The following is an 18,816-nucleotide window of genomic DNA, read 5'->3' on the forward strand; positions in this document are numbered from 1 at the left end:
TCGTTTTCGCAGTATTTTCTAACATTGACATATCCGTTCGTAATTCGGCCCCTCCGGCGTCGCGAACTCGCAACACCGCCGCGAAACGCACCGCTTCGGAATAATCCACGGACGTCCGCCGTCTTGTCCTTTGGGAGCGCAAGGAACCCGAAAGGCAAGGGCATGCACCGGAACACCGACCTCACCGCCGATCGAAGCGCCGCCGGCCCGCATCCGGTCGCCCGCCCGGTCGCGGTGGAGCCCGTAAACGGCGCCGGCCCGCCCCCCACCGCTGCCCTGCCGGCCGGTCACGTCCTCCTGCCGGAAGGCCAGCGGATCTACGCGGTCGGCGACGTGCACGGGTGCCTGCGCGAACTTCTCGCTCTTGAAGCCGTCATCCTGGCCGATGCGGCGGATGCGGCCGGGCGCGCCGTCATCGTCATGCTCGGCGACTATGTGGACCGCGGGCCGGACAGCGCCGGGGCTGTGCATCATCTCGTCGGCCCGCCGCCGCCCGGGATCACCCGCCTCTGCCTCAGGGGCAACCACGACGATTATCTCCTCGGCTTCCTGGCCGACCCGGTCGCCCACATCGGCTGGCTCGACGTGGACGGGCGGGGAACGCTCGCCTCCTACGGCGTCGCCGTCCCCCGCAAGGTGACGCCCGCCGCCGCCGTCGCCGTCCGCGAGGCGGCCGTCCAGGCGGTGCCGCCCGATCACGTAGCCTTCCTGCAGGGCCTGCCGCTCGTCGCCCGCGCCGAGGGCTTCGTCTTCGTCCACGCCGGGCTGCGCCCGGGCGTCCCGCTCGAAGCCCAGGATCCGGCCGACCTTCTCCTGTCGGGCGACTGGCACCTGGACCGCCGGTCGGGCGATCTGCCGTTCCGCGTCGTGCACGGCCACACCGTCCGCTTCGCCCCGCTCGTCGACGAGCGGCGGGTGGCGGTCGACACCGGCGCCTTCCGCACCGGCCGCCTCACGGCCGCGCGGATCGATGGCGGCGCCGTCACCTTTCTGGACAGCACCGGCCGCGCCACCCGCCCGGTCCGCGGCGGCCACGCCCCGCTCCGCGTCGCGCCGATGCGGCCCGCCGGCCTGGCCGCCCCGCTCGCCGCCGCACCCTATCCGTCCGCTCCCCAGACGTCCGCTCCCCGTCCATCGGCTCCCTTGCCGTCCGCGCCGCCGCGGCCGCCGCTGATGGCGCCCGGCCCCGGCCGGGCCCGCGCCATCCCCCGTGCCGTCGCGGTCTCCGCGGCCGGCCTCGCGTTGTTCGGCCTTGCCGGCACCCTCCTGGCCGCCGGCTGGAGCAGCGTCGCACCCGCCGCGCGAACGACCGTCGATCCGCCGACCCCGGCCAGCCCCGCACCCGCCGAACCCGCCCCCTTCCGCAGCCTCGAACGGGACCTGGAAGCGGCGCTGCGCGATCTCCGCGCGCCGACCGCCCCCTCCGGCCTCCTGCCGGACACCAATCCGCCGCCGAAGCGGCCGGGACCGACCGGCACGGTCGAGGCGAGCGCCCTTGCGGCCCTCGTCGACCGGCCCGCATCCGCTGACATCTATCTGCCCGCCAGCGACGCCGCCGATTCCCCGTCGCCCATGGGCTCCGCCGTCGCGGCGCTCCCGGTGGAGCCCAGCTCTCCCCCGCGCCCCGATGGTCTGCCCGGCGCCGCGCGCCCGATCGTGCCCGCCACGGCCGCCTTCGATCCCGCCGACGCGCCGGCACCGGACGCCGCATCGGCCGCGCCGCTTCCCCGCCCCCGCCCGACGGTCCTGGCCGCCGCCGCTCCGGCGGTCCCGGGCGTGATCGCCGCGCTTGCCGGCGACAACCCGCTCGACGGCCAGACCCCGCGCCTTCAGGCCTTCGACCTCGCGCTCTCCGCCTGCTGCGGAGCGCCGGCGGAGCCGTCCTTCTCCGTGCCGCCGGCGGCGCCCTCCACGTCGGGCCGCACCGCGGCGCCCACCCGGGCCGCCACCGCCGAGACCACGATCACCCGCAAGAAGCCGACCGTGCGGTCCGCAAAGCGCACCAAGCGGCCGCGCCGCCTGCGTCAGCGCGTCGTGCGCCGTCCGGCGCTCGACTTCGCCGTCGACGACGATCGACCGGCCTGGGTCATCGCCCGCGACCGGGCCCGAAACGCCGCGGCCGTTGATCCGGCGAACGCCGAATTCGCCACCCGGCCCGGATCCCGGTCCGGCAGTCGCCCGGCTTCCGGCACCGGCGGACGGGCCTCGGCGGACCGACGGACCGACGCCGGGACGTCTGCCAGCGCTGTGTCTTCAGCCGCTGGGGGAGGGGGGCAATCGGCCGCGTCCGGTTCATCCACCACGCAGTCGTCTTCCACCAGCTCGTCCACCGCCAACGCCTCGACGACCGGACCGTCCGCGTCCGCCGCCTCCGGATCGGCCTCGTCCGGCCCTGAGGCCGGGGCCTCGTCGGGCAGCCCGTCCGGCGCGGGCCCCGGGTCCGGCGCCGGCACAGGATCCGGCCCGGTCGGGTCCGCCGTCGGCGGTGTCGCGGGTGGCGCTTCCTCCGTCGGCCAAGCGGTCGGGCGCGGGCTCGGCGGCCTTGGCCGCGGGGTCGGCGGGGCACTCGGCGGTGGCGGTCGGGGCGGCGAGGCGTCGGACAAGGGGGGCCGCGACGGCTCCAAGGGCGGTGGCGACAGCGGCCGCGGGGGAGGCCGTGGCGAGGGCGGGCGCGGCGATGGTGGCCGCGGCGGCGGGCGCGGTCGGGACTGATCCTCGCCGGACCGCCGTCCCCGTCCGGCAGGTCCCCTCCGGCTCACCCGGCGCCAAATTCCAGACACCCGCCGTGCAATCGGCTATGATCCGGTCGCCGCGGCGTTCAAGCCGCCTCATCTTCCCCACACATCGGGTCTTTTCACGGTTCACATGACGCGTTAGGAATGAAGCATGCATCAATTCGTTGCATGTGGAGCGGATCGCCGTGTCGAACGATCGCAACCATCGGCGGGTCACCCGGCGCTCCTGCCTGGTGCAGGTTTCGCTGTTCTCCGGTGACCGCGCCTTTCCGTGCCATGTGGTGGACCTCAGTCCCCAGGGCTGCCGGGTCCGGATCCCCCGCGACAAGCCGCTGGACCCGGTGGTCCGGGTCCTCTTCCCGCGCCTCGGCCGCGATCTTCAGGCCGACGTGGTCTGGCGCAGCGACACCCACGCGGGTCTGCGCTTCCACCTCGGCGCGCCCCGCGAGACCGCGCTTCTCTGATCGACAACGCGAAACGGCGGACGCACCGATCCGATGCGCCCGCCGGTCGAAAGATAATGCCCGGTTTCAGCCCCGGCGGACGCGGATGATCTCGCCGTTGAAGCGGTCCACGTCCACGGTCAGGTCGCGGCCACGCCGGTCGACGCCGAACACCCGGTAGGCGTTCCGCCGCCGTTCGATCTGGTCCACGTCGCGAATGCCGGCGCCGCGGGCGATGCGCGCGGCCTCGCGCGTGCTGATCTCGCGGACCTCCCGCCGGCGCTCGCGGCGCTCGTAGCGTTCGCTCTGCTCGGGCGGCAGCACGCGCACGCCGTCCGGCCCGATCTGGATGGATTGGGCGCTCGCGCCCATCGGGGCCGCCAAAAGAAACGCCGCAGCGGCGGCAGCCAGAATACCCTTGACCATGGAGCGTCTCCTCGATCGGCCGGACCCATCCCGGGCCGTGTTCCGTGAAGAGGAAACGCCAGCGCTGCCGTCCCTGTTCCGCCGCCTCGCCGCCCGTGCTTAAGGCCGGCTTATCCCCGCCGCCGGCGGGCCGTAGATCGGATGGCGGGCGGTCAGCGCTTCCACCTCCGCCCGCACGGCGGCAAGCGTCGCGTCATCGCCCGGCGCCCGCACCACCCGGTCGATCCAGCCGCCGATCGCCCGGAAGGCGTCCGCCCCGAAGCCGCGGGCCGTCCCGGCGTTCGCCGAGAGCCGGAGCCCGGACGGGGCTTCCGGCGGGCGCGGGTCGAACGGAATCATGTTCTTGTTGACCGCCAGCCCCGCCGCCTCCAGCGCCTTGGCGGCCACGTCGCCGGTCACGCCCCGGCTCGACAGGTCCACCAGCATCAGCCCGGTGTCCGTGCCGCCGGAGACGATGCGAAGCCCCGCCGCCGCGAGCGTCTCCGCCAGCGCCCGCGCGTTCTCCACCACTGCCGCGTTGTAGGCGCGGAACTCCGGCCGCAGCGCCTCGCCGAGGCAGGCGGCCTTGCCGGCCACCGCGTGCAGCATCACCGAGCCTTGCACGCCCGGGAAGATGCCGCCGTTGATCCGGCCGCTGAGGCTCTCGTCGTTCCACAGCACCATGCCGCCGCGCGCGCCGCGCAGCGATTTGTAGGTGGTGGTGGTTACCACGTGCGCATGCGGAAACGGGTGCGGGTGGAGCCCGGTCGCGACCAGCCCGGCGAAGTGCGCCATGTCGACCATCAGGAGCGCGTCCACCGCGTCGGCGACGGCCCTCAGGCCCGCAAAGTCGATCGCCCGCGGATAGGCCGAGCCACCCGCCACGATGATCCGCGGCCGGTGCCGGAGCGCCAGCTCGCGCACCGCGTCGAGGTCGATCCGTTCGCTGTCCCGGTTCACCCCGTAGCGCACGATGGTGTAGTCCCGCCCGGTCAGCGTCGCCGGATGGCCGTGGCTGATGTGGCCGCCCGCCGCCGTGTCCATGGCGAGGATGGTGTCGCCGAGCTTCAGGAGCCCCAGGAACACGCCCGCGTTGGCGTTCGATCCGGAGTGCGGCTGCACGTTGGCGAAGGCGCAGCCGAACACCGCCCGCGCCCGCTCCACCGCCAGCGCCTCGATCGCGTCGGCGAATTCCGCGCCGCCGTAGTAGCGGCCGTAGGGAAGGCCCTCCACCGTCTTGTTGGTCAGCACCGAGCCCTGCGCTTCGAGCACCAGCCGCGAGACGATGTTCTCCGAGGCGATCAGCTCGATCCCGGCGTTCTGGCGGTGTAGCTCTCCCCGGATCGCCGCCGCAAGCGCCGGGTCGGCGTCGAGCCCGTCGGTGAAATAGCCGGGGTGAAGGGTGCTCATGCAAGACGCTCCGTCAGGCGAAACCGGCGCCGCGGCGCCATTGGCGAAAAGCTTAAGCCCTCCCGCCGCCGTTTCCAGCGATTCGCCCGAACCGCGTCGGCCCCGAACCGCCCGCCTCAGGCCGGCGCGCCGTTCGTCCGCGCCACCCGCTCGAACGCCGCCATGGCATGGTCCACCGTGGCGAGCAGCGCGTCGCGCGTCGCGCCGTCGCGCGCCTGCAGCGAGAGCCCGTTCAGCACCGTGGCATAGAAGGTCGCCAGCGAATCGACATCCGTGGTGCCGGGCAGTTCGCCGTCCCCTACCGCCCGGGCGAGGCGCAGCTTCAGGGCGTCCACCACCGCGCGGCGGTTCTCGCAGAGCTTCTCCACCACCCGGTCGTTGGCCGGCGAGCAGTTGGTGGCCGCGAGCGTGATCATGCAGCCGGTCGGCTTGCCGTCCGTCGTCACGCACTCGGCCATGGCGTTCAGCATGGCGGCGACGCCGGCCCGGGCGGTGTTGGCGCCGATGAGCGCGCTCACCATCCGGTTGCCGTTGGTCTCGCCGAACCGCTCGACCGCCTCGAAGAAGAGCTGTTCCTTGCAGCCGAAGGCCGCGTAGAGGCTCGGCGAGGCGATTCCCATGCCGGCCGACAGGTCGGCGATCGAGACGCCCTCGTAGCCGTGCCGCCAGAACAGGTCCACGGCCTTCGCCAGCGCCTCGTCCCGGTCGAAACCGCGCGGTCTGCCACGCGCACCCATGGGTCGGATCCTTTTTCTGTATCGATCCCTAAATAAACCGCTTGACGGACTCGCACAAGCACGCCAGCATTAATATATCGAACGACACAGAATTGAGCGGCAGCACGGCGCGCCGCCCGGTCCTCCCCGGCCATTCCGGCCGCTTTCCCGCCCCGGCGGGACGGGAGGAGACGGCGGCGCCCGCATGGTCTCGATTCAGCCGAACCCACTCTCTTTCGCACGGAGACGCGCCATGGTCCGAGCCATCGACACCATCCTGGAACCCACCCTGTCGGATCTCCTCGACGATCCGATCGTCCGCCTCGTGATGGCGAGCGACGGCGTCACCCCCGCCGATGTCCGCGCCCTGGCGACGAGCGTCGCCGCCCGCCGCCGCCCCGTCCCCGACGGGCCCGCCATGCCGCGCCGCGACGGCGCGATCCGGGCCGCCGGCCGCCCGTTCCAGGCGGCCGGCCGCGGCCTGGGCAGGGCGCTGGAGGTCTGCTGCGGGGCCTGAGGCGATCTGCGCCGTGCACATTTAAGGGCAACTTTCCGCGTCGCTTCCCGTTTGGCAGGTGCGTTCAACCGGGAGACCACTCATGAGCATCATCTGGACCATCATCATCGGCTTCGTCGCCGGTGTGATCGCCAAGTTCATCATGCCGGGGGACAACGAGCCCAAGGGCTTCATCCTCACCACCATCCTCGGCATCATCGGCGCCTTCGTCGCCACCTTCCTCGGCCGCGCGCTCGGCTGGTACGGCCCGGACGACGGCGCCGGCTTCATCGGCGCGATCGTCGGCGCCATCATCGTCCTCGTCATCTGGGGCATGATCTCCGGCCGCCGCCACCGGGTCTGACGGCCGGCGACGGTCCTCGGCCGGCAGGCACCCCAACCGGCCCCCTTCACGCCACCCGGTACCGTCATCCCGGCGAACGCCGGGATCCAACCGACGGGTCCTCACCTGCCACCGCGTGGACGATCCCCGCGTCGGTTGGACCCCGGCCTTCGCCGGGGTGACGTTCAGTCGGTAACGGGGCGGGAGCCCCAACCGAAGGCCCGCGACACCCCCCGCCTCAGCCCGTCCCCTCCGCCGTCCCTTCCCGCTCCGCCAGCTCGTCCAGCACCTTCTCCGGCGCCACGTTGCGCTCCAGCTCGTCCAGCGCCGGATCCCCCGCCGCCTCCACGCCCAGCCGGTCGGCGATCGCCCGCGTCAGGCCGATCAGCTGGGTGATTTCGTGCTCGGCCAGAAGGTTGATCTGCAGATCGAGGTCCGCCCGCCGGTCGGCCGCCGCGGCAGCCCGGTTCTGGCTGATCAGCACGAAGGTGGAGAGGAAGATCGCCTCCACCGACGCCGCGGTGGCGAGGATCACGAACGTCTCGTCGAACGGCGCCACCGCCGGCACCAGGCCGAGGTTCACCGCCACCCACCCCGCCACGATGGCAAGGTGGAGGTAGACGAACAGCATGCTGCCGGTGAACCGCGTCACCGCCTCGGCCACCTTCTCCTGCATCCCCGCCTTCACCTGGTCCTCGGTCCGTCGCCGCCTGAGGGCGGCGATGTTCCGGTCGAGCACGGGCGACAACCCGTCCGGTTCGAGCCGGCGAAAGGTCGGCTGCGCCGGCGTACGGCCTCTGACTGGGTTCAAGATCCCACTCCTGTTGCTATGGACCCGCCCCGCCGCATGTCCCCTGTGCGTCATCCCGGCGAACGCCGCCGCGCTGAGCACACGCGACCACCCCCCTCGGTCGTCATCCCGGCGTAGGCCGGGATCCAACCGACCGCGCGACCATCCGCAACCGCGAGGATCACTCCAACTTCGGTTGGGCCCCGGCTTTCGCCGGGGTGACGTCCTGGGGAGAGGGGAGGGGCGACCGGCCACCCGCCGACCCACCCCACACCGCCGCCAGGAACCCCCGACCACGCCTCCCCGTTCCGCCCGCTCATTCCCGGCCAAACGACAAGGGGCGCGGAACCTCCCGGTCCCGCGCCCCTCGATCCGCTCCAATCCTTGTCCCCGCTCAGTCCTCGTCGTCCCGCGACGACTGGCCGATGCCGAAGATCTCGCGCTTGCCCGCGTGGTTGGCCTGCCCGACGATCCCCTCCGTTTCCATCTGCTCCATCAGCGAAGCCGCCCGGTTGTAGCCGATCTGCAGCCGCCGCTGGACGTAGGAGGTGGAGGCCTTCCGGTCCCGCAGCACCAGCGCCACCGCCTGGGCATAGAGGTCGCCGCCGGCTTCCTCGGGCACGAAGGCGAAGTCGCCCGCGTCCATCACCGGAGCGTCGCCGCCCTTCGGGGCCGACGGAGCGGCCGGCGCCATCTCGTCGCTTGCCGTCACGGCGTCCAGATACTCCGGCCGGCCCTGCAGCTTCAGGTGCTGCACCACCTTCTCCACCTCCTGGTCGGAGACGAACGGTCCGTGCACGCGCACGATCCGCCCGCCGCCGGCCATGTAGAGCATGTCGCCCTGGCCGAGCAGCTGCTCGGCGCCCATCTCGCCGAGGATGGTCCGGCTGTCGATCTTCGACGTCACCTGGAAGGAGATGCGCGTCGGGAAGTTGGCCTTGATGGTGCCGGTGATCACGTCCACCGACGGCCGCTGCGTCGCCATGATCAGGTGGATGCCGGCGGCGCGGGCCATCTGGGCGAGCCGCTGGATCGCCCCCTCGATGTCCTTGCCGGCCACCATCATCAGGTCGGCCATCTCGTCCACGATCACGACGATGAAGGGGAGGGGGGTCATGCCCTCCATCTCGGCCGCGAAGGTCTCCGCCTCGTCCTCCCGGCCCGCCGCCATCAGGGCGGCGTGGCGGGCGCGCGCCTCGATCATGCGCTGGTTGAAGCCGTCGATGTTGCGCACGGCGAGGCGCGACATCTTCTTGTAGCGGTCCTCCATCTCCCGCACGGCCCACTTCAGCGCCACCACGGCCTTGCGCGGGTCCGTCACCACGGGGGTGAGGAGGTGCGGGATGCCCTCGTAGACGGAGAGCTCCAGCATCTTCGGGTCGATCATGATCAGCCGGCACTCGCTCGGCCGGTGCCGGTAAAGGAGGCTGAGGATCATGGTGTTGATCGCCACCGACTTGCCCGAGCCGGTGGTGCCGGCGACGAGCAGGTGCGGCATGCGGGCGAGGTCGGCGATCACCGGGCTGCCGCCGATGGTCTTGCCGAGGCAGATGCCGAGCTTGGCCCGCGCCTCCGCGAACTCCTGGCTCGCCAGGAGCTCGCGCAGCCACACGGTCTCCCGGCGGGCGTTCGGCAGCTCGATGCCGATCACGTTGCGCCCCTCCACCACGGCCACGCGGGCGGAGACGGCGCTCATGGAGCGCGAGATGTCGCTCGACAGCGAGATCACCCGGCTCGACTTGGTGCCCGGCGCCGGCTCCAGCTCGTAGAGCGTCACCACCGGGCCGGGGCTCGCGTCGATGATCTCGCCGCGCACGCCGAAGTCGTGCAGCGTCTGCTGCAGCAGGAGCGAATTCTTGTCCAGGAACTCCGCCGACACGTCGAACGACGGCTCCTGGTTCGGCGGATCGGTCAGCAATGCCAGCGGCGGCAGTTCGTAGCCCTCGCCCTCCAGGCCCACCGGCACCTGAAGCGCCCCGCCATAGGACGGCACCGCCGGCCCGACGGGCGCCGCGTCTCCATCAATCGCCGGCACCCCGGCACTGAATGCCGGCACCTCGTCCCAAGGCGCCACCGCTTGGTCCGTCCCGACAATCGTGACGGCCTGCGCCGGCTCCGCCCACTCGAACGCCGGTTCGGCGGCAACCCCCGTTTCGTCCACGGCAGGCATGAAGGCCGGCCAGGTGAAGCGGGCCGTCGCGCGGATCGGCGGCAGGCCGGCAAGGCCGAGAAGCTCCGTGTCCGCCAGCACCACCGGTCCGGTCGGGGCCGCGGCCTCCGGGCGCGCCGGCTCGGGGGGGGGCACCGCCGGCACCGCCTGCCGGCTGCCGCGCGCCGACATGGGCGCCGGTCCGGTGGTCGGCGGCTGCTGGGTCAGCGGCATCGGCGCCACGGCCGGGCGCACCGTCACGGTGCGCGGCCGCACCGCGATCGGCGCCGGCTGAACCGACGGCTGGAAGGTCTCCGCCACCGCCGCCTCGGCGACCGACGGGCGAAGGCCGATCGGCGACACCGGTCCGATCGGTGCCATGCCGTGGAACGGCCGCTCCACCGGCACGACCGGCGCCTCGACGGCCGGTGCGGCCGGCTCCACGATCGGATGGCTGGCCGTCAGCGTGCCCGCCGGCAGGGTCGCCTCGACCGCCGGCGGCACGGCCTCGACCGTCGGCATCCGCACCGGTCCGCGCGGCCCCACGATCGGGCGCGACACCGGGCGCGGACGCTGCGCGCCCACGGGCGGCGCCGGAACCGGACGCGGCGCTTCCGGCAGCGCCTCCGCCGCCCCGTCGTCCTCCGCGCCATCCTCGGGCTTGCGCCGGCGCAGGCTGTCGGGCGTGCGGGTGAAGCGCACGTTGGGCACGGCCGTGAAGGCGTGGAACCAGGCCGGCACCAGGGTCTCGTCGGCCGGCGGCAGCGGCTGCGGCGGCAGGCTCGTCCCGGCGCGAAGGTCCATGCGCGTGTCGGTTCGCGTATCCGGCGCCCGCATCACCAGGCCGGGTCCGGACGGCGGAACGGTCGCGCGGCCAGGCGCCGGGGCCGCCTCGGGGCCGGTCGAGCGCTTCGGGTCCGTCGTCTCAAAGGGGGGTCGCGCCACGGATCGCATCGTCAATTCGAAGCCTCTTCGAGCCAGCCACTGGTCTTCTTGTCATGCCCCTCTTCGAATACGGAGCGCAGGGTTAACGAAGCGTTTGGACGGCCCCTTCAACGGACGCGCGAGGGCTGCGAAGAAAACTGTGGAAAGCTTTGGAAAGGCGCGAAAATCCGCCGTCACTCGAGACCGCCGCGCGCCCGGTGCATGCCTCCGCGGGCCGGTCTGGCGACAGCCGCGTGGCTCCTGCCTCGCGGCTTTCCGGGCGGCCCGCGATCTCTGTTGCAGAGCCGCAACGCCGGCCATGGGAAGTGCCCCGCACCGGGTGACGCCCGCCCGTGGCCGCAGTCGGACCAAGGTGCCGTCACATTCGGCTTTTCAAAGGGAAGCACCTTTGATGTCTGGAGTTTTCGCGTGTCCCAAGCCCTGACCCGTCGCGCCGTCCTGGCCGGCCTTCCCCTCACGCTCGCCGCCTGCGCGTCCGGCCGCATGGCCGCCCCGGTTCCCGCCACCCCGCGCGTCGATCCCGCCTATGTGGCCATGTACGCGGCGATTCCCGACGAGCCCTTCCCGGTGCCGGCGGTCGACGTCGCCAAGGTCGACCCGCGATTCCTCCGCCAGGTCGTGTCTTACGCCGGCCCCGGCCGCCCCGGCTCCATCGTGGTCAGCCCGTCCGACCGCTTCCTCTTCCTCATCCAGGAGGGTGGCACCGCGCTCCGCTACGGCTGCGGCGTCGGCAAGGCGGGCTTCGACTACGAGGGCGAGGCCGTCGTCGGCCGCAAGGCCGCCTGGCCGCGCTGGACCCCGACGCCGAACATGATCTCCCTCGAACCGGAGCGGTACGGCCCCTACAAGGACGGCGTCGACGGCGGCCTCGCCAACCCGCTCGGGGCCCGCGCCCTCTACCTCTACCGGGACGGCCGCGACACCCTCTACCGGATCCACGGCACCAACGAGCCGCAGTCCATCGGCCGGTCGGTGTCGAGCGGCTGCATCCGCCTGTTTAACCAGGACATCATCGACCTCCACCGCCGCGTGCCCGTCCGCACCTCGGTGCTGGTCCTCTCCGGCCCGGCCCCGTTCGATCCGGACGCCCCGGCGGTCTGATACCGGCCGCGGTCGGCGGAACGCGCCAAGCCTCGCGCCCGTTGGTCTCCCGAGCGTCGGCACCCCGCCGACCCTACGGGAGACCCACCCCATGCGCGGCTTGGACGATCCGGTGACGGCAGACGGCGAGGCCACGACCCTTCGCCGCCTGCACCAGGAAGGCGTGCTCGAACCCGGCGCCATGAACCGGCTCGATGCCGACGACTGGCAGGCCGGCGGCGATCTCTTCTACGTGGAGCACACCGGCACCAAGGAGATGTGGCCCGTCTCCGAAGAGACCTGGCGCGCCCTCGGCGGCGGCTGAGACTCATGCCCGAAGCAACGACCTGACCGGCCCGCGCCCGCCGGGCCTTTCCCTCGCCCAAGATCCCGAAAGATCGGGACCTTGGAGCCGGGCCTCAGCCCTTGTCTTCGTCGAACGCCGCCCGCGCCACCTTGATGGCCGCATGGTGGGCGTCCGCCCAGTCCGATAGGGCCCGGAGCGGCGCCAGGATGGACGCGCCCATGGGCGTCAGCCGGTATTCCACGCTCGGCGGCTGGGTCGGGAACACCGTCCTGCTGATCATCCCGTCCCGCTGCAGGTCGCGCAGCGTCTGCGTCAGCATGCGCTGCGAAATGTCCGGCACCGCCCGCTTCAGCGCGCCGAACCGGTGCGGCCCCTCGCCGAGGGTGAGGAGCAGCAGCGTGCTCCACTTGTCGCCGATCCGGTCGAGCACGTCCCGCACCGGACAGAGTTCGGTGTTGAACACCTTCAGCCGCTCGTCGGCGACGTTCGCCTGGCTCACCGCGCTCATCGCCCTTCTCCTCGCACGCGCCGCTGACCGGCCCGAGGCTCCACCGCCGGATCGCCCGGTTACCGCCATGTGCCTATGGGCCGAAAACCTGCCGTCTTGCGGCCGCCTTCCATATAGCAGATCTAGACCTGGTCTCAAATAGAGACCATGTCACTGGAGATCACCCGCATGTCCGCCCCCCGCACGCTCCTCGTCACCGGCGCCAACGGCCACCTCGGCCGCCTCGTCCTGGAAGACCTCCTCGCCCGCGACAGCGGCGACCGCATCGTCGCCGCCAGCCGCGATCCGTCCCGCCTTGCCGACCTCGCCGCCCGCGGCGTCGAGACCCGCCGCGCCGACTTCGACGACCCCGCCTCGCTGGCGTCCGCCTTCGCCGGTGTCGACCGCCTGCTCCTCGTCTCCACCGACATGCTCGCCGTCTCGGGCCAGCGGCTCGCCCAGCACCAGGCCGCCGTGACGGCCGCGGCCGAGGCCGGCGTCGGCCACCTGGTCTACACCTCCATGCCGCAGCCGGATCCGGCCTCGCCGGTCTCGTTCGCCGGCGACCACCGGGGCACCGAGGCGGCGATCGTCGCGAGCGGCCTCTCGCACACGATCCTGCGCAACCACTGGTACTTCGAGAATCTCTTCGGCAGCATCGGCCAGAAGCTCGCCTCCGGCGCCTGGTACTCCGCCGCCGGCGACGGCCGCCTCGCCGACGTCTCCCGCGCCGACTGCGCCCGCGTCGCCGCCGCCGTCCTCGCCGGCACCCAGACCGGCGCCACCGTGGAGGAGATCAGCGGTCCGGAGGCCCTTACCACCGCCGAGATCGCCGCCCTCATCGCCGAGGTATCCGGCCGCCCGCTCGCCGTCATCCCGGTGCCGGACGACGCTCTCCGCGCCACCCTCGTCGACGCCGGCCTGCCGTCCTTCGTGGTCGACCTGATCGTCACCTTCGACATCAACACCCGCATGGGCCGCGCCGGCACCGTCACCGACGCGGTGGAACGGCTCACCGGCCGCAAGCCCGAGGCGCTCCGCGACGTGCTCCTCGCCAACCGCGCCGCCCTTGCCGACGGCGCCCCCGCCGCGGCCCACTGAACGCGGCCGCCACGCGTCACCCCGGCCCGCCGATCAGCCGCGGCCGCGGCCGGTCCACCGTCTGGCGCCCGCCCTTCCACACCGCGAGCGGCGGCGCCACGGTGGCGACCGCCGCCGCGGCGCTTGCCGCGTCGATCAGCACCAGATCGGCCGGCGCGCCGACCCGCAGGCCGTAGTCGGCGGCCCCCATCAGCCTTGCCGCGTCGCCGGCGATCATGCCGAACACGCCGGACAGGCCTTCGTCCGTCCCCACCTGCGCCACCGTGGCGTAGAGGTTCGCCATCCGGATCAGCGAGGCGTCGCCGAACGGCGTGAACGGGTTCATCACGTTGTTGGTGGCAAGGCTCGCCGTCACGCCCTCCGCCGCCAGCCGGTGGGCCGGCGTCACCCCGCGCGGCACGAGATGGGTGGCGTTTCGTCCGGTCAGGTAGAGGTCCGTCGCCGGCAGCACCGTCACCGCCACGCCCGCCGCGGCCATCGCCCGCCCGGCGGCGGCCAGCGCGTCCGGCGGCAGCGCCGACAACTTGGTCACGTGGCCGACCGACACCCGCCCGCCATAGCCCCGCGCCGTTGTCTCGGCGACCACCGTCGGCAGGTCGGCGCCTGCCGGGTCGAGGTCGAAGTCCAGGTGAAAGTCCACCGCCGTGCCATGGCGCGCCGCAAGGTCGAAGATCCGGCGGATATGCCCGGCCGGGTCCGGATCCGTGTAGGGGCACCCGCCGACGAGGTCAGCCCCGTCGCCGAGCGCACGGTCCAGCATGGCCTCCGTCTCGGGCTCCTGGGTCAGGCCTTCCTGGGCGAAGGCGCAGATCTCGATGGTGATCAGCCCGGCCCACGCCGCCCGCACGGCCTTGATCGCCTCGAACGAGCGGAAGCCCGCGCGCGGGTCGATCTCCACGAAGGTCCGCAGGCGCGTGGTGCCGGAAAGCACCGCCTGCTCCACCACGGCCGCGGCCCGCGACGCCACGTCCTCCACCGTGAAGGCGGCCTTCGCCCGCGCCGTCTCGGCCACCGCCTCGGCGAGCGTCCCGGCGCAGATCCGGCAGCGGCCGATGATGCCGGCCTTGTCCAGGTGGATGTGCGTCTCCACCAGCCCCGCGCAGACGAACCGCCCGCCCGCCGGCCGAACCAAGGCGTCGCTCGCCGCGAACGCCCGCGCCTCCGCCGGCGTGATGGCGGCGATCCGCCCAGCCGCGACCGCGATGTCCACCAGCCCGGCGTGCCCATCCGCCGCGGCCCCCGTCAGCACGAGATCCAAGCCCATCCGCCCGCCTTCCGACCGTTCACCGGCGGCAAGTGTCGCCGCGCCGGACGTCGGCCGCAAAGCTCAAAGTCGCGCCAGCACGTCCACGTGGCCGACCGTCACGCGGCTTTCCGCCATGGTCTCCAGCCGGAAGGTGCGCCACTCCGCAACCGACGCGGCGTCGAGGCTCCCTTCCGCCGTCACCGCGTCCGCCATGCCGTCGATCAGCGGCCGCATCAGCGCCGCGTCGTCCGGCCCGAGCCGCCAGGGGCTCGCCGCCGCCTGCACCCGGTAGCCGGCCCGCGACAGCGCCTCGGCGAGCGCCTGGGCCGCCGCCGGCCCGAGGGCGGGGCCGAAGCCCTTATCGGAGCGCTGGTGCCGGTTGAACGCCGCCAGCACCTCCCCGTCGAGCGGGTGGGTCACCGACCAGGTGGTCGTCCCGTCATAGGTCAAAGCCGCGTAGAGCGCCGAGCGGTTGGCCGCCACGGTCGCCACCAGCCGATCCAGGAAGGCCGGCGAAACCAGGTCGAACAGAGCCGAGGCCGTCACCAGGGTGGCGTCGGACAGCGGCAGCGGGCGCGGCGCGGCAAGGTCGAAGCGCATCACCTCCACGCCGGCAAGGCCTTCCGCGCGCCGCTCGGCCTCCATCAGGAGGTCCATGTCGGCATCCACCAGGATCCAGGAGGCCGGCCGCTTCAGCGCCGGCTGGAGCGCCCGCAACGTCGATCCGGTTCCCGACCCGAGGTCGATCACCAGCGCGTCGTCGGCCGCGTCCACCAGGGCGGCGGCATCGGCCAGCAGCCGTCCGTCGCGGGCGCTCGCATCGGCCGGCTCGCGAAGATCCAGCCAGGCGGTTGAAAAGCCACTCATCCACGCACCCCTTCCAGCACAGGACGGATCACCGCCGCCGTGTCCGCCCACGAGGGCAACGCCGCGCCTGCCGCGCGGGATCCCGCGCGCGCCGCCTCGAGGCGCTTGCGGTTGGTCAAAAGCCCCGCCAGCGCCGCCGCCAGGGCCTCCGGATCGTCCGGCGGCACCAGGGCCCCGGCCGCTTCCGGCACCACGTCCGGCACCGCGCCCGCCCGCGCCGCCACCACCGGCAGCCCGTGGGCGAGCGCCTCCGCGAACGCCATGCCGTAGCCCTCGTAACGCGACGGCAGCACGAACACATCGGCGGCCGAAAGCTCCCCCGCCGTATCGTCCACCGGGCCGACGAAGGTCACCCGATCCTCAAGCCCGTGCGCCGCCACCATGGCCCGAAGCTTCGCCGCCCAGGCCGGATCGAACGTCTCGCCGCCCACGAACCGCGCCCGGAAGGGCAGGGCCTTGATCCGCCCGAGCGCCGTGATCAGCACGTCGTGGCCCTTCCGCCTTGTCAGCGTCGCCACCGTCAGAAGCACCCGAGGATCGCCCGCGCAGGCCGCCGCCGGCCGCGGGTCGGTGCCGGGCAGCGCCACGGTCACCCGTTCGCGCGGAAGCCCGAACAGCGCCACAACCGTCTCCGCCGTCGCCGGGCTCGTCACGACCACGGCCCGCGCGGCGCCGAGTCCCGCCGCCTCGCTTACCCGCAGCCGCTCGGCCGTTGCAAAGTCGAGCCCGGTCTCGATTGCCAGCGGATGATGGCAGAGGTAGACGAACCGCAGCCGTCCCCCGTGCGCCGTCATCACGTCCGCCATTGCGCCGCCCGCCAGCCCGTCCACCAGCACCACCGTGCCGTCGGCAAGCGCCCGGAAGGCCGCGTCCGCGCCCGCAAGGTCCGCCGCGCCGGGCGCCGGAAACCCGTCGCCGAGTTGCAGGTGCTCCACCGCCGTTCCGCCGTCCCGGAGCGCCGCCATCAGCCGCCGGTCGTAGCCGTAGCCGCCGGTGCGCTGGTCGATGTCGCCCGGCACCGCGAACACCACGGGCGCCGCCGTCGTCGCGGTATCCGTCAAAGCGCGCCCTCGTACCAGGCCCGCGCCACGTGGCTTTCGTTGAGCGACACCTTCAGCCGCCGGATGCGGTGGCCGCCCGGCCCGAGCGCGCCCTCGCGCACCGCCGTCGCCAGGGTGTCGAACAGCACCTTGGCGAGAAATTCCGTGGTGGTGATGCGGCCCGCGAAGGCCGGCAGCGCGTCGAGGTTCTGGTAGTTCAACGGCTTCAGCGCCGCCTTCAGGGCCTCCGTCGCCAGCCCGATGTCCACCACCAGTCCGTCCTCGTCCAGATCGTCGGTGAAGAAGGCCGCATCCACCACATAGGTGGCGCCGTGCAGGCCCTGGGCGGGGCCGAACACCGGCCGGGGCAGGCTGTGGGCGATCATCACGTGGTCGCGAACTTCGACGGCGAACATGGCGGTCCTTTCGGGTCCTTGGCATCGATCACGCCGAACGGGCAATAACCGCCCGGCGCACGCGCCCCCGCCTCATCGCAAGACGGGAGCTCGACCGCAAGGAGATAAGGCATCTTTCGCCATCCGCCAGCCGCGCGCGAAGCCGCTCTGTATCAGTAGCGGAACACGTGGCAGAGCGTTTCCGGCGCGTCGAGCACCGCCCCGTAGGCGCCGGCCGCGTCCGCGAAGGCGGTCTCGCCGGAGATCAGTGCGTCCAGCCGGTCGTCGGCGAGCAGCGAGAGCGCCGTCACCAGCCGCCGCTCGTTGCTCCAGCGGGCGCGCCGGGCGGGCGGCACGTGGCCCACCTGGCTGCCGACGATCCTCAGCCGTCGGCTGTGGAAGGCGCCGCCGAGCCGCGCCGCCACGTCCGTGTCGCCGTACCAGCTCGCCTCCACGATGGTCGCCTCGAACCCGGCCGCCGCCACGGCGGTGGAAAGCCCGTCGGCCGTGGCGCTTGCATGCACCACCACGTCGCACGCGGTCGGCACGGCGTCCGGCAGGGCGAAGCGCACGCCGAGCGCGGCGGCAAGGCGCGCCCGCGCCGGGTCGATGTCGACGAGCGTCACCTCCGTGCCGGCGATCCGGCCGGCCAGATGGGCGGTCAGCGCGCCGATCACACCCGCGCCCACCACCGCCACCCGGTCGCCGGGGCCGATGCCGCCGTCCCACGCGATGGTGAGTGCCGTCTCCATGTTGGCCGCCAGCACCGCGCGCCGGGTCGGCACCCCGTCGGGCACCTCCGTCAGGCAGTCCTCCGGCACCACCACGCGGGTCTGGTGCGGGTGGAGCAGGAACACGCGCTTGCCCACGCAGTCCGCCGGCCCGTCCTCCACCTGGCCCACGGCCGCGTAGCCGTACTTCACCGGGAAGCGGAACTCGCCGGCCTGGAAGGGCGCGCGCATGCGCTCGTGCTCGCCCACCGGCACCCGTCCCTCGAACACCAACCGTTCCGTGCCCCGGCTGATGCCCGTGTAGAGCATGCGCACCAGCACCGAACCCGGACCGCGCAGCGGCAACGGTTCGTCCTCCAGCGATGCCGTGCGGGGCGCCGTGATCCAGAGGGCGGAGGCCATGCGAGGGGAGGGCGCCATTCAGATCATTCGATAGAGGGTCGGATCGCGTCGGAGCACGTGGTGGAAGATCACACCACCCATGTGCATCACGAACAGCACGAGGATGGACCATCCAAGCGCCACATGCACGGTCATCAGGAGCGGGGCAAGCTCCGGATCTTTACCGACCGGGCTCCACAGCACGCCGAGGCCGAACCAGTTCAGCGGGAAGCCGAAGGCGTTGGTGGCCAGGAACCCGAAGATCGGCTGCAGGATCAGCGCGGCATAGAGCGCCTTGTGCGTCACGTCCGCGGCCCGCGTGAACACCTTCGGCATCGGCGGTTCCGGCGGCGGCGGGCGGAGGAGGCGGATGGTCAGGCGCGCCAGCATCAGCCACAGGATCAGAAATCCCAGGTTCTCGTGGATGGCGTAGAAGGTGAGCTTCACGTCCTCCTTGACGAACTTGATCACCGCGCCGAATGGAAACACGACGAACAGAAGGACCGCCACGGTCCAATGCATGATCCGGGCCGCAGGATGGTAGCGGTCGACGGTCGGAATAAGGTGCGGAACGCCCATGGCACGGTCTCCGGTCAGGGTGAGGCCAATCTACTCTCTCGGCGTCCATCCGCCTATGGCCTTGGCGCCGGTAACGGGCGTTCGGCAGCGCTTTCGATCGTCCGTATCCGTCACCCCGTCCGCGAACAGTCCCGCCGGTGCGACACCGCGCCCCGGCCTCGCCGGAACCC

The 18,816-nt window shown here is 72.7% G+C and carries 19 protein-coding genes; 7 read left to right on the forward strand and 12 right to left on the reverse strand.

Translation table 11 applies throughout. The annotated features are described in order from the left end of the window. Positions 1 to 162 precede the first annotated feature (162 nt). Together BUQ68_RS24025 and BUQ68_RS20125 are read left to right on the forward strand one after the other, a co-directional pair. Positions 163 to 2,712: a metallophosphoesterase family protein gene (locus BUQ68_RS24025; protein ID WP_075217819.1), complete on the forward strand. Its 2,550-nt coding sequence runs from the start codon at positions 163 to 165 to the stop codon at positions 2,710 to 2,712. A gap of 208 nt (positions 2,713 to 2,920) precedes the next feature. Then, positions 2,921 to 3,199 (forward strand): PilZ domain-containing protein, encoded by a 279-nt coding sequence (locus tag BUQ68_RS20125; RefSeq protein ID WP_175577867.1) that lies wholly within the window; start codon positions 2,921 to 2,923, stop codon positions 3,197 to 3,199. Positions 3,200 to 3,265: 66 nt separating this feature from the next. Here the strand turns inward: BUQ68_RS20125 and BUQ68_RS20130 are convergent, their stop codons facing one another. From BUQ68_RS20130 to BUQ68_RS20140, 3 genes are all read right to left on the reverse strand, one after another. Further along, positions 3,266 to 3,604, reverse strand: a complete 339-nt coding sequence (locus BUQ68_RS20130; RefSeq protein ID WP_075217821.1) for a PepSY domain-containing protein — start codon at positions 3,602 to 3,604, stop codon at positions 3,266 to 3,268. Positions 3,605 to 3,703: 99 nt separating this feature from the next. Next, positions 3,704 to 4,993 carry a serine hydroxymethyltransferase gene (locus tag BUQ68_RS20135; protein WP_075217822.1) on the reverse strand — a complete coding sequence of 430 codons (1,290 nt, stop codon included), beginning with the start codon at positions 4,991 to 4,993 and terminating at the stop codon, positions 3,704 to 3,706. A gap of 116 nt (positions 4,994 to 5,109) precedes the next feature. After that, positions 5,110 to 5,730 carry a TetR/AcrR family transcriptional regulator gene (locus BUQ68_RS20140; RefSeq protein WP_075217823.1) on the reverse strand — a complete coding sequence of 207 codons (621 nt, stop codon included), beginning with the start codon at positions 5,728 to 5,730 and terminating at the stop codon, positions 5,110 to 5,112. 232 nt (positions 5,731 to 5,962) lie between these two features. Here BUQ68_RS20140 and BUQ68_RS20145 point away from each other — a divergent pair, with 232 nt between their 5' ends. Beyond that, positions 5,963 to 6,226 (forward strand): hypothetical protein, encoded by a 264-nt coding sequence (locus BUQ68_RS20145; protein ID WP_075217824.1) that lies wholly within the window; start codon positions 5,963 to 5,965, stop codon positions 6,224 to 6,226. 82 nt (positions 6,227 to 6,308) lie between these two features. Further along, positions 6,309 to 6,569: a GlsB/YeaQ/YmgE family stress response membrane protein gene (locus tag BUQ68_RS20150; RefSeq protein WP_075217825.1), complete on the forward strand. Its 261-nt coding sequence runs from the start codon at positions 6,309 to 6,311 to the stop codon at positions 6,567 to 6,569. Positions 6,570 to 6,786: 217 nt separating this feature from the next. Here the strand turns inward: BUQ68_RS20150 and BUQ68_RS20155 are convergent, their stop codons facing one another. Continuing rightward, positions 6,787 to 7,359 (reverse strand): DUF1003 domain-containing protein, encoded by a 573-nt coding sequence (locus BUQ68_RS20155; protein ID WP_075217826.1) that lies wholly within the window; start codon positions 7,357 to 7,359, stop codon positions 6,787 to 6,789. 373 nt (positions 7,360 to 7,732) lie between these two features. Next, positions 7,733 to 10,291 carry a DNA translocase FtsK gene (locus BUQ68_RS20160; protein WP_245293329.1) on the reverse strand — a complete coding sequence of 853 codons (2,559 nt, stop codon included), beginning with the start codon at positions 10,289 to 10,291 and terminating at the stop codon, positions 7,733 to 7,735. A gap of 549 nt (positions 10,292 to 10,840) precedes the next feature. Between BUQ68_RS20160 and BUQ68_RS20165 the strand changes: the two genes are divergently transcribed. After that, complete coding sequence (locus BUQ68_RS20165; protein WP_245293330.1) at positions 10,841 to 11,533, forward strand: L,D-transpeptidase; 693 nt, start codon at positions 10,841 to 10,843, stop codon at positions 11,531 to 11,533. Between the two features lie 91 nt (positions 11,534 to 11,624). Further along, a complete protein-coding gene (locus BUQ68_RS20170; protein ID WP_075217827.1) occupies positions 11,625 to 11,837 on the forward strand; it encodes a hypothetical protein in 213 nt (70 codons plus the stop codon). Positions 11,838 to 11,931: 94 nt separating this feature from the next. On the opposite strand, the gene BUQ68_RS20175 is transcribed toward BUQ68_RS20170, so the two are convergent. Beyond that, entirely contained in the window at positions 11,932 to 12,327 is a 396-nt protein-coding gene (locus BUQ68_RS20175; protein WP_075217828.1) for a winged helix-turn-helix transcriptional regulator, read from the reverse strand. Between the two features lie 168 nt (positions 12,328 to 12,495). Between BUQ68_RS20175 and BUQ68_RS20180 the strand changes: the two genes are divergently transcribed. Continuing rightward, on the forward strand, positions 12,496 to 13,407 hold the full coding sequence (locus BUQ68_RS20180) for an SDR family oxidoreductase (RefSeq protein ID WP_075217829.1): 912 nt from the start codon (positions 12,496 to 12,498) through the stop codon (positions 13,405 to 13,407). A 16-nt stretch (positions 13,408 to 13,423) separates the two neighbouring features. Here BUQ68_RS20180 and BUQ68_RS20185 read toward each other — a convergent pair whose 3' ends face one another. The 6 genes from BUQ68_RS20185 to BUQ68_RS20210 all read right to left on the reverse strand — a co-directional run bounded on the left by BUQ68_RS20185 (position 13,424) and on the right by BUQ68_RS20210 (position 18,646). Further along, positions 13,424 to 14,671, reverse strand: coding sequence for an amidohydrolase family protein (locus tag BUQ68_RS20185; protein WP_075217830.1), 1,248 nt, complete (start codon positions 14,669 to 14,671; stop codon positions 13,424 to 13,426). Between the two features lie 63 nt (positions 14,672 to 14,734). Further along, on the reverse strand, positions 14,735 to 15,520 hold the full coding sequence (locus BUQ68_RS20190; RefSeq protein ID WP_075217831.1) for a class I SAM-dependent methyltransferase: 786 nt from the start codon (positions 15,518 to 15,520) through the stop codon (positions 14,735 to 14,737). Beyond that, entirely contained in the window at positions 15,517 to 16,581 is a 1,065-nt protein-coding gene (locus tag BUQ68_RS20195; protein WP_075217832.1) for a glycosyltransferase family 4 protein, read from the reverse strand. Before BUQ68_RS20195 ends, BUQ68_RS20190 begins: the two co-directional genes overlap by 4 nt. Continuing rightward, on the reverse strand, positions 16,578 to 16,976 hold the full coding sequence (locus tag BUQ68_RS20200; RefSeq protein ID WP_075217833.1) for a 6-pyruvoyl trahydropterin synthase family protein: 399 nt from the start codon (positions 16,974 to 16,976) through the stop codon (positions 16,578 to 16,580). Before BUQ68_RS20200 ends, BUQ68_RS20195 begins: the two co-directional genes overlap by 4 nt. A gap of 152 nt (positions 16,977 to 17,128) precedes the next feature. Continuing rightward, positions 17,129 to 18,106, reverse strand: coding sequence for a zinc-dependent alcohol dehydrogenase (locus BUQ68_RS20205; protein WP_075217834.1), 978 nt, complete (start codon positions 18,104 to 18,106; stop codon positions 17,129 to 17,131). Continuing rightward, a complete protein-coding gene (locus BUQ68_RS20210) occupies positions 18,107 to 18,646 on the reverse strand; it encodes a cytochrome b (protein ID WP_075217835.1) in 540 nt (179 codons plus the stop codon). Positions 18,647 to 18,816: the final 170 nt, after the last annotated feature.

It is taken from the genome of Mongoliimonas terrestris (assembly GCF_001927285.1).
Taxonomy (GTDB): Bacteria; Pseudomonadota; Alphaproteobacteria; order Rhizobiales; family Pleomorphomonadaceae; genus Chthonobacter; species Chthonobacter terrestris.

What these genes read in the sequence shown, in the direction of transcription:
- BUQ68_RS24025 (WP_075217819.1), top strand. Translation starts at nt 163, where the DNA reads ATGCACCGGAACACCGACCTCACCGCCGATCGAAGCGCCGCCGGCCCG.
- BUQ68_RS20130 (WP_075217821.1), bottom strand. Translation starts at nt 3,604, where the DNA reads ATGGTCAAGGGTATTCTGGCTGCCGCCGCTGCGGCGTTTCTTTTGGCG.
- BUQ68_RS20135 (WP_075217822.1), bottom strand. Translation starts at nt 4,993, where the DNA reads ATGAGCACCCTTCACCCCGGCTATTTCACCGACGGGCTCGACGCCGAC.
- BUQ68_RS20140 (WP_075217823.1), bottom strand. Translation starts at nt 5,730, where the DNA reads ATGGGTGCGCGTGGCAGACCGCGCGGTTTCGACCGGGACGAGGCGCTG.
- BUQ68_RS20145 (WP_075217824.1), top strand. Translation starts at nt 5,963, where the DNA reads ATGGTCCGAGCCATCGACACCATCCTGGAACCCACCCTGTCGGATCTC.
- BUQ68_RS20150 (WP_075217825.1), top strand. Translation starts at nt 6,309, where the DNA reads ATGAGCATCATCTGGACCATCATCATCGGCTTCGTCGCCGGTGTGATC.
- BUQ68_RS20160 (WP_245293329.1), bottom strand. Translation starts at nt 10,291, where the DNA reads ATGGACCTTCGCGCCGGGACGAGCCTGCCGCCGCAGCCGCTGCCGCCG.
- BUQ68_RS20170 (WP_075217827.1), top strand. Translation starts at nt 11,625, where the DNA reads ATGCGCGGCTTGGACGATCCGGTGACGGCAGACGGCGAGGCCACGACC.
- BUQ68_RS20175 (WP_075217828.1), bottom strand. Translation starts at nt 12,327, where the DNA reads ATGAGCGCGGTGAGCCAGGCGAACGTCGCCGACGAGCGGCTGAAGGTG.
- BUQ68_RS20180 (WP_075217829.1), top strand. Translation starts at nt 12,496, where the DNA reads ATGTCCGCCCCCCGCACGCTCCTCGTCACCGGCGCCAACGGCCACCTC.
- BUQ68_RS20185 (WP_075217830.1), bottom strand. Translation starts at nt 14,671, where the DNA reads ATGGGCTTGGATCTCGTGCTGACGGGGGCCGCGGCGGATGGGCACGCC.
- BUQ68_RS20190 (WP_075217831.1), bottom strand. Translation starts at nt 15,520, where the DNA reads ATGAGTGGCTTTTCAACCGCCTGGCTGGATCTTCGCGAGCCGGCCGAT.
- BUQ68_RS20200 (WP_075217833.1), bottom strand. Translation starts at nt 16,976, where the DNA reads ATGTTCGCCGTCGAAGTTCGCGACCACGTGATGATCGCCCACAGCCTG.
- BUQ68_RS20205 (WP_075217834.1), bottom strand. Translation starts at nt 18,106, where the DNA reads ATGGCGCCCTCCCCTCGCATGGCCTCCGCCCTCTGGATCACGGCGCCC.
- BUQ68_RS20210 (WP_075217835.1), bottom strand. Translation starts at nt 18,646, where the DNA reads ATGGGCGTTCCGCACCTTATTCCGACCGTCGACCGCTACCATCCTGCG.